The sequence below is a fragment of the Psychrobacter nivimaris genome, from assembly GCF_043419765.1.
GTDB lineage: Bacteria > Pseudomonadota > Gammaproteobacteria > Pseudomonadales > Moraxellaceae > Psychrobacter.
This window is the reverse complement of the sequence record NZ_JBHOFX010000001.1, coordinates 436,253-446,176: the sequence shown is the minus strand read 5'-3', so window position 1 is coordinate 446,176 and position 9,924 is coordinate 436,253. Positions and strand designations below refer to the sequence as shown.

The following is a 9,924-nucleotide window of genomic DNA, read 5'->3' as shown; positions in this document are numbered from 1 at the left end:
ACAAGGGTAGTAACAAAAACTGAAAAGATTCTACGGCAGCTTTGGGTTTGTTTTCTCAGACAACAAAGCTGTCAAATAGTACGATACGTAAAATAAAATTGATAGATAAAGGGCAACACATGAGCTTCAGCGGATTATTTTTGTGGGACATTAAAGACGGCAAACCGGCCAGCTATAGTGACGCACAGGACATGGAAACGCAGGTATCACACAAGGCTCCAAGAAGCCGTAATCCCGCCTTTTTGGCAGTTGCCGAAGCAGTAGAGCAGTTTATAAAAGAAGCCAAAGCCTACTATGATGATGAAATCCTTAATATGTATAGTGACATGACAGACTGGATGGTCGGCTTTACTGACCCTGTCTTAAGCATTGATCATGCTCCTGAGGAGCTTGCCATTGAGTTTTCTGCGGTTATTATCAAAGCAGCGCAAGTGCATAATCTTGTAGTATTGCATCAAGAGATCGAAGTGGTGTTTTTACCTGATGGTACGGTATTAACCGAGAATACCCCTGAGATCTGGATAGATTATGCTAAGGAGACCTTAGCGGCATGGGCACAACAGCTTGTCACACTCAAACAAGAGAACGAGAACAGAGACACGTTGCCCAGCACCAGCGCTCCCCTAAAAAAACTCATCAACCAAATAGTACGTACCCGCCTAAAAGAAGCGGGTCTTACTAAGATAAAAAAACCGGAGCCAACCGTTTTTGCTGTGGACTGCGGTAGAATCCAGCTAACACTAGCTATGTTTCCAGAGATAGACCATCTTTACAAGATAGAGGAAGGAATAGTGAGAGTTGAGTTTCTTAATTTTCTATATATCTTTATCAATGACTTTAATCCCATAAATAAGGACAAAGCGCAGGGTTCTGACAATGAGGATAGCAGTACTCTAAGGGACTTCGTCAACTTTAAATTACGTACAACACCTAAAGCCTTCTATAAAGATGAACACGAGACAATCGTTTATACCTTACTAGAGTATGAAAATGAAATACATCGCTGCGTAGATATGTTTCTGTATTTTTATAAGGTGTGTGGTAGCTTACCGATGTTATATGAGATGTTGGTCACCAACAAAGACAGTAAAGAGCTAAGCCTTTATAAGCAAGGGTATGAGTGCCAATATGTAAACTATATTCCTAAACCAGATACGCTGTTAGTAATGGCAAAGTTAACCAAGCAGCCTAACTATGACGAGCTAGTACCATATTATCGCCAAGCTTATATTGACCATAGAACCGCTATATACTTGAATAAAAAAGAGTCTTGGGAAAGAAATGAGCAAGAACTATCAGAACGAAATCTAAATTACAATAAAATAAAATTTCAAGAGATGGTGAATTCGCAAGCGACTTTTGAGCAGGAAATTGACAAGCTCATTACTTATTTAGAGACGCTAGATGTGGATGCCATATTGAGTGCATCGGCTAATAAAGCTCTGGGGTTTTGATAGCGGTCGGCTGATCTTTTATTTTGGTGATCACTGAAAGCTTAATCAAGATACTAATCGTTGATATATTTTAAAATATCGATTTTAATTAAAACTGTGCAAATACTTATGAATTTTAGAAAATCACATGTAAAGTCCATATTGTTCATAGTGGCTTTTAGCATGATCGCGCCAGTATATGCTTCGGTTGGTCAATCTTCACCCACGCTAGCACAGCTTCAACAAGCAGCGATTAAGCGTAACCCTGAGCTGGCAGTGCAAAGAGCTGCGCAAGAAGTGGCAGGAGCGGAAGTAGGCATCGCTAAAAGTGAGTGGTTGCCCTCTGTTTCTGCCAATATTGACAAATCTTATGGTAGAGGGTCTGGTAGCTTTTCTGATACCAGAGTCTCCAATAGACGCATCAATGATGCTGGAAAAGTTGGATTTAGTATCTCCCAAAACCTATACGATCCCATCTTGAACATCAGTATAGATCAGGCAAATCTGAGTGCAAAGTCAACTGATTTTGCTATTGACCAAACGTACGATGAGCTGACCAATCGTATAGTCTCACTATTTTTAGATATTTTGGCCACACAATCTGAGATAGTTCTTTTGGAAGGTCAGCAAGTTGCTGTCAATGAGCAAAGAAAACAAGCACAGTTAAGCTTTGAAGTAGGGACAGTGTCTATTACTGATGTACGTGAAGCCGAGGCCAAGCATGATCGCATTGCTGCGCAACTATCCGCATTGAAATGGCAAATGCAAGCAAAACAAGCAGAGCTTACAACCTTGAGCGGGGCTAAAATTGAACCCAGCACTTATGCATCAAGTATTCAGGCGCTACCAGATGTCGCCGAAGAAGATCTTACCTTATGGCTTGCTGCTATGGGTAGTCAAAATAGCCTATTAAAACAGTCTGTTATTGATTATCAAATCGCTACACTCGAAAAAAATAAATTGCAATATAAGCATTATCCAAAAGTGCAGTTGGTTGTGGAAAACAACCGTAACTTAGGTTCTTGGTCTAGTGAAGGGCAAGAGGATTACACCAATAGTAAGTGGGACTGGAGCGCAGGCGTGCAGGTTCAGTTTGGCTTATTCAACACGAACACTAGCAATGCCCAAACGACTAAAGTGCTAGCAACTCAAAATCAGCGTTTTGAGACTATACGCGCATCTCGAGAGCGTTTGAATATAGAGATGCAACAAACTTTTTACCAAATATTAGCGTCTATTGCTGAATACCAAGGGCTAAACAAAGCCAGTGAATCAGCAGAGACAGCATTGCTAGCAAACATGCTGGGTTATCAAGTTGGTATGCGTATTAATGCCGATGTATTGGATGCCCAATCAAAGATATATGAAGTCAATAGAGATCGACTAGTAGCATGGTCTAACAGCTGGCGTAACTATATTAAGCTGAATCAATTGGCAGGTACACTGACAGTGGATCAATTGACTCAAATGGATGACATATTGCGCCAAACTGTAGAAAATAGTAGCGAGCTTGAGAAAATAAATGAATAGTAATCAAGAATCAGCCGTACCTTTACCAGATCTCTTATCAAATTGGCTCAAACGTACTCAAGTCTCAGGACTAGATATTGTAGCGGTAGCGACTCATAAACTACCGCAAGCAGGCAGTTTGGATTTCATTGATGTGTCGACAATGAGTGCATCAATATTCTCTCAACGTCCTAAAAGAACATCAGCATTATTAGCATCATTGAATGAATCCAAAGTACCTTTGGAGGAAGAGAGTAGCAGTGATACGAAAGTAGAAAGTACGTTGGATGATCTAAATTCAACACTACGGCAAGCGTGGAAATCTCACATTGAGATTATTAGTAATGATCAACCTCTCAAAGTACAACGTATAGATGAGTTAGTATTAATAAGCTGTTTGGTAACACAATCATCAGAAGGAATAGCGTGTATAGGTTGTGTGGTGGCACCACCATTTAACGATCATATGTTAGATACACTACAGCTAAGCTTAGGATGGTTATTCTTTGGCTTTATACGCAGTCAATTTGGTGAAGGAGAGCGTGCTAAGCGGTTACTTGAAATAACGAGTGATGTATTGTCTCAGTCAGATGCTCAGTCAGCGGCTCAAGAGTGGGTGAACCTTACCAAACAGTGGGCAACTGATTTAGGAGGTGATGGCTTAGGTTTTAGCCTATTTAAAGTAAAGAATTATAGTCCTAAATGGTGGGTATCTGCTAACGTATCTTGGGCAGTAAAAGGATCGCCAATGATGCAAGCTGCACTTGAACTTGCTTCCATTGCTATTACCGAGTGTCAGGTACAACAAAATAAACGATGGTGGGCATATCCGATGCACTACCGTGGTCATGTATCGGCAGTATTGGTGGTACAGCAAAGCGATTATGCTGACCCCTTGAATGACAACCTAAAAACGATGTTACAAGCCAATGCTGATTTTATCGAACCGGTCTTTAGACGATGGCAACAGTCTGAGCAAAATTTAGTCGCGCATAGTTATCGGACATCCTCGGGTTTTTTGGAGAGGCTCGTCGGAAAAGGCTATTTGGCGTATAAGTTTTTAGGTTTTATACTAATCCTATCGATACTAGCAGTAACGTTGATTCCTGTTGAAAAAATTATCAATGCACCATTATATTTAGAAGGTGAACAGCGTTATACCATTACAACGCCTCAACAAGGCTACATTACTGAGGTGTTAGCTCGCCCTGGTGATACAGTAAGAGTCGGTCAGACATTAGCAAAGCTTGAAGACAAGGACCTCAAGATAGAAACAGCGGAGCTGGCTAGTCAGCTAGAGCAGGCTGAAGGTCAGTTTCGACAATCTATGGCAGCGCTAGATGCGGCTGCTAGTGGACTTGCTGTGAACCAAAAACAGCAAGTCCAGTCAAAGCTTGATTTGGTTAATGAAAAAATCGCGCGAACCAATATAAAATCTCCTATTTCAGGCGTGGTAGTGAGTGGAGACTGGCAACAAAAAGTAGGTACACCAGTAGAAGTCGGTTCAGAGCTTTTTCAGGTGGCAGATGTCTCAAGTTATCGGGTAATTATGCATATACCAGATAAAGATATGAGTGAGTTAAAGGTAGGGCAAACAGGGAAAATGAAACTGACCAGCTTACCTGAGCAGACTTATGAATTTACTGTTACTAGATTGACAGCAGTTGCAGAAGTTAAAGATGGAGAAAATGGTTTTGTAGTCGAAGCAAGATTGAATAAGACGCCTATCCAGATCAATCCAGGCATGCAAGGGGTTGGTAAAGTTATAGTGGGTGAAACCAATTTGGTTAGCAGCTGGACTAAGTCATTAATAGATTGGATACGACTGAAAGCTTGGTCAATCTGGTAGGATAGCCGCTTACTTATGCAAACCTTATTTTCAGAACATTGGCATCTGGTCAAACACGTAAAACCAAAACTAAGAGAAGCCGTAGATGTCTTTCCTAGACGCCTTCGAGGTAGGTCATGGATATTTTTACATGACCAAGCCACTCAAAAGTTTTTGAGACTAACTCCTGAAGCGTGGATGATCATTAAGCTCATGAATGGCCGAAAGGACCTAGAGGCTATCTGGGAAGAGAGCTGTCTGGAGCAGCAACAATTGCAGCAAAATCAGCGATTTTATAATGATAGCTCAGAAGTCATCAGTCAGAATGATCTAGTGGGTTTACTAGGGCAGTTATATAGCAATGACATGCTACAAACCCAGATGTCAGCAGACTCTACTGAAATTGTGAAGCGATATCGTAAACAAAAATTTCAGGCATTTAAACAATCTTTTTTAAATCCAATAAGTATCAAAATACCTCTATGGTATCCAGATCAATGGTTCAGTCGTCAAACTGCGACCGCCTTGCGTATTTATACTTGGACCTTTTTCGTTTGCTGGTTGGCGGTTATTGTACCTGCTATGTTTTTGGTAACCTCACATTGGGAAGCACTTACTGCCAATCTGTCCGATAGAATTTTATCCACATCGAATTTGTTTATTTTATGGTGCACCTATCCTATAGTTAAAGCGGTTCATGAATGGGCACATGGAATGGCAGTCAAGGCATGGGGCGGGGTAGTACGCGAAATAGGGCTTATGCTAATCATTTTTATGCCAGTGCCTTATGTAGACGCAACCTATTCTTATCGATTTACCTCTAAATGGGTCAGAGCATTAGTTGCGGCGACGGGTGTAATGGCGGAGTTGTTTTTAGGAGCCCTCGCCTTATTTGTGTGGTTAAACGTCGAGTCAGGATTGGTAAGAGCCTTTGCTTTTAATGTTATTTTCATTGCAGGTGTTTCAAGTCTACTGGTCAATGGCAATCCATTGATGCGTTACGATGGATACTATGTTTTGACAGATTTAGTTGAGATCCCCAACTTATCACAAAGGGCTAAAAATTACTGGATTTACCTATCAGATCGCTATATGTTTGGCGCAAAGGATGCCAAGCCTCCTATGGGCTATGACAAAGAGCGTTTATGGTTGTTTGTATATGGCTTTATCGCTCCAATTTATAGGGTGTTCATCATATTTACGTTGATATGGTTCGTCGCTCAAAAGTATTTCTTTGTTGGCATTCTTATGGCAGCTGTATCTGCTTGGATGTCTTTTGGTTTGCCCATATATAAGGGAGTTAAGCACATCTATAAAGGTAACTCTCTTATTAAAAAAAGGGTGCAAGCGAAACAACGTTTTTATCTTTTTTTAGTATTAATAATTCTTTTACTGACCGTTGTTCCTTTTCCCTTTTATAGTGTTCAACAAGGTATCGCTTGGTTGCCTGAAAGCAACATTATAAGAGCAAATACTAATGGAACGATAGAATCTGCCGATATATCAGCCAGTAATCATATCAATAAATCAGAACGAATTGTATTGCTGAGTAATCGTGAACTCACACAGCAATTTGAAAACATTCAGCAAGAAATATTGGCGCTAACTTTAAAGATGAGGCAAGCACAATCTACTGATATTCAAAGCTTTTATGCTCTAAAATCTAAGTATGATGCATTGGAAAAACAAGAACAGATCTTAAAAAAAGAGGTTAATGCTTTAGAAGTATTGTCTCCTATTAAGGGGGTATGGTATCCAAAGTCTATTGATAAAATGATTGGAACGTATGTTAAGAAAGGCGATGTTTTAGGATATGTAGCACCTAAACAAACTCAAACTATCAGGATGGTCGTTGAGCAAGATGTCATGAACCTTATACAAGAACGTTTAAAAAATATTGAAATTAAATCTACTACTGACTTAGGGAAAAGTTATGATGCAATAATTGTACGTCGAACTCCTAAAGCTGCATTTGAGCTTCCATCGGCTGCTTTAGGGATTAATGCGGGTGGTAATATTATTGTGGACCCTAGTGATACTAGTGGCAAAAAATCAGTAGATCGAGTGTTCGATTTAGAGTTATTGGTAAATCAAGATCAGCTTCTAAAACAAGAGCAACCTTTAGGCTTTAACGATCGAGTTTACGTTCGTTTTGATATGGGCTATATGCCCTTAGGCTGGCAGTGGATGATTAAAGGCCGTCAACTTTTCCTTAAGAAATTCAATGTTTAATTCAGTATTATTACGCAAGTTACGTCAAAACCCTTTAGTCCTTTCAGAGGGAGGAAGGGAGGAGAGCAATCCCAATCATCCTAATAAACTCATTAGGACTTTTTCTAATTTACAGTCATTTTATGCAGTAAAAAGTTATAGACGATCACAAGCTACTTCAAGCGCTAAAGCTATTAGGAAACTAACGCAACAATATGCGACTTATGACGACTTCAAGCTACGACAATGTTTTGAATTAGCAATAAAGAGCTTAATCATAAACAAAGATATGACGCCTCAATTAAATATAGCTCAAGCATGTGTGGGTGAAGCTATCTATCGGACATTCGGCTTTTATCCTCATGATGTTCAGTACTTAGGCGCTCGTGTACTCTTAAGTGGGCAACTTGCAGAGATGCAGACAGGTGAAGGTAAGACTGTAGTCGCTGCCATAGCCGCTACTATAGCGGCAGCTTCTGGTGCAGCAGTACATGTGTTAAGTACAAACGAATACCTAGCTACTAGAGACTGTGAAGAGATGACGCCTCTGTTTGATTTTTTTTCTATCTCTAGTGGGTCCATTTCTTCTGAGATGGAAATTGAAGAACGTCAAAAGCAGTATGCTCTCCAAATATGCTATGTTAGTGCTAGTGAGCTTGTGTTTGATGTTTTAAAAGATGAGCTCAATATAACGAATGGAGAAACAAGAGTAAAAGCGAGCTTGAATAAATTCATTCATAATATCTTAAGTAATAGCGATCAGCATATCGTTCCAGCATTACATTTTTGCATTGTGGATGAAGCAGACAGCGTGCTGATAGATGAAGCAAGCACGCCTTTAATTATTTCGCAAGAATCTGAATCTATTATGGAAAAACTTGTCTTGCGATGGGCTTTAGATGAAGCAAGAAAATTAATAGAAAGTAAAGATTTTATTGTTGATTTGGTGAACAATGATATTGAGCTATTAAAGAATTTTGAGCGCAATATATCATTGCCTCCTGAAAGTGTAAGGCCTATGTGGCATACAAAAGCTTGGCAGAAGTTAATCCTCAAAAAAGCTTTAAATGCATTGCATCTATTTCACTTAGATGAACATTATATTATCGCGGAAGAAAAAATAGTTATCGTTGATGAAGCGACTGGTAGACCAATGCCAGATAGAAGTTGGGAACAAGGTCTACATCAGTTGATTGAACTTAAAGAAGGGTTGGATATTTCTAATACAAGACAAACTATCGCCCAAATTACATTCCAGCGTTTTTTTAAGCGGTACATACTTTTGGCAGGATTGACAGGAACTGCTGCTGAAGTAAGCCGCGAGATGTGGAACGTCTACGAGCTCAAGGTATGTATTATACCCCCTAATAGAAAAAACCTTAGAAAGAAAATGAGCACAAACTGTCATTTAACGCAGGATGATAAATGGAAGTCTGTGGCAGATGAAGCTGTCAAAGTGGCGAAAAATGGTCAACCAGTACTCATAGGTACACGTAGTGTAGAGTCTTCAGAAAAAGTACTGGATTTTATCAATAAGAATAATAATAACGAAGGATTAACCATCCATCTTCTTAATGCAAGACAAAATGAGCAAGAGGCCGATATTGTTGCTCGAGCAGGATTAAGCAAAACAATTACAATAGCTACCAATATGGCGGGACGTGGAACAGATATCAAATTGGATGAGACAGCTAAAAATAGTGGGGGATTGCACGTTATTCTCACGGAACATCATGATTCTAAGCGTATTGATAGACAGCTGATTGGGCGCTCAGCTAGACAAGGGAATCAAGGTTCTTACCAAGAGATTGTTTGTTTCAATGATACATTGTTATTTGCTCATAAAAATATTTGGCAAGTCATAGGCAGTAACATATCTTTCCCGATATTGAGAACATATCTATATTCACGAGCAATGAAAACTGCTCAAAATCGTGCACAGCAAAGACAATATGAAATTAGAATGAATACGTTAAAACAAGACCGCACTCGTCAAAAACAAATTGGGTTTATTGGAAAGTTAAAATGATTAACAATGATAAGTTTCGAAATAGTACTGCTGCTATTATTTTTCTTCTGTTTACTCCTCAATTTGCGCAAGCTTCAGGATTTGGGTGCATGTTAAAGCCCATAAAAACTGTAGACATTCGCAGTCCTGTAGTAGGCAGATTAAGTAGTGTGCAAGTAGAGCGGGGCAATTACGTTAAAAAGGGGCAAGTGCTTGCACGGCTAGACAATAGCGTTGAGCAAGCTTCTACAAACTCGGCAAAGTATCGCTCACAGACTCAAGCTCAAATCATTGCTGCCCAAAATCGAGTAAATGCTGCTAGGCAAAAAATGGAAAGAATGAAAATCTTATCCGATGCAAAATTTATGTCTACACAGGCCTTAGATGATGCAAATAACGAATTGAAAGTCGCTGAGTCTGAACTAGATGCCAGTATTGAAAGTCAGACCCTAGCAAAGTATGAGTATAAAACTTCACTATCAGAGTTGAATCGGCGCACTATAAATAGCCCGTTGAGTGGTGTAGTGATAGCAAGGTACTTAGATGCTGGATCGATAGTTAGTCCTACTGATGGTGAGCATCCTATCCTGACCCTTGCACAGACTGATAGATTAAAAGTTCAAATCATTGCACCAGTCAAATATTTTAATCGATTTAAAAAAGGTGGCCTTATAACCATCTCTCCTGAGGCACCTTTCAATCGTCAAATAAAGGCAAAAATTGCTGTTAAGGATTCAGCCGTTGATGCGGCTTCCGGTACTTTTAGCATGATATCTTATATAAACAATCCAGGAAATAAAATACCAAGCGGTATATTGTGCTCAGTGAAGTATTAAGCGTTTGCCATTAGGTATAGCAAAGCATTAAAAGGTAATATTCTAAGTACATAAGCCAAAGCTAGCCAGCTTAATGATTTCATTATAGAAAATTTGATT

At 39.5% G+C, this 9,924-nt stretch carries 6 protein-coding genes; all 6 read left to right on the top strand.

Annotation, left to right across the window (positions count from 1 at the left end; translation table 11 throughout):
* Nucleotides 1-119: 119 nt before the first annotated feature.
* The gene (locus ACHEVO_RS01645) at nt 120-1,454 is read left to right on the top strand and encodes a hypothetical protein (protein ID WP_394123664.1); all 1,335 of its coding nucleotides are present in this window, start codon (nt 120-122) and stop codon (nt 1,452-1,454) included.
* A gap of 162 nt (nt 1,455-1,616) precedes the next feature.
* Complete coding sequence (locus tag ACHEVO_RS01640; RefSeq protein WP_394123663.1) at nt 1,617-2,963, top strand: TolC family protein; 1,347 nt, start codon at nt 1,617-1,619, stop codon at nt 2,961-2,963.
* Nucleotides 2,956-4,791 (top strand): efflux RND transporter periplasmic adaptor subunit, encoded by a 1,836-nt coding sequence (locus ACHEVO_RS01635; RefSeq protein WP_394123662.1) that lies wholly within the window; start codon nt 2,956-2,958, stop codon nt 4,789-4,791. Before ACHEVO_RS01640 ends, ACHEVO_RS01635 begins: the two co-directional genes overlap by 8 nt.
* Nucleotides 4,792-4,806: 15 nt before the next feature.
* Complete coding sequence (locus ACHEVO_RS01630; protein WP_394123661.1) at nt 4,807-7,002, top strand: hypothetical protein; 2,196 nt, start codon at nt 4,807-4,809, stop codon at nt 7,000-7,002.
* Complete coding sequence (locus ACHEVO_RS01625) at nt 6,995-9,010, top strand: preprotein translocase subunit SecA (protein WP_394123660.1); 2,016 nt, start codon at nt 6,995-6,997, stop codon at nt 9,008-9,010. The genes ACHEVO_RS01630 and ACHEVO_RS01625 overlap by 8 nt, the downstream gene beginning before the upstream one ends.
* A complete protein-coding gene (locus ACHEVO_RS01620) occupies nt 9,007-9,825 on the top strand; it encodes an efflux RND transporter periplasmic adaptor subunit (RefSeq protein ID WP_394123659.1) in 819 nt (272 codons plus the stop codon). Before ACHEVO_RS01625 ends, ACHEVO_RS01620 begins: the two co-directional genes overlap by 4 nt.
* Nucleotides 9,826-9,924 lie beyond the last annotated feature (99 nt).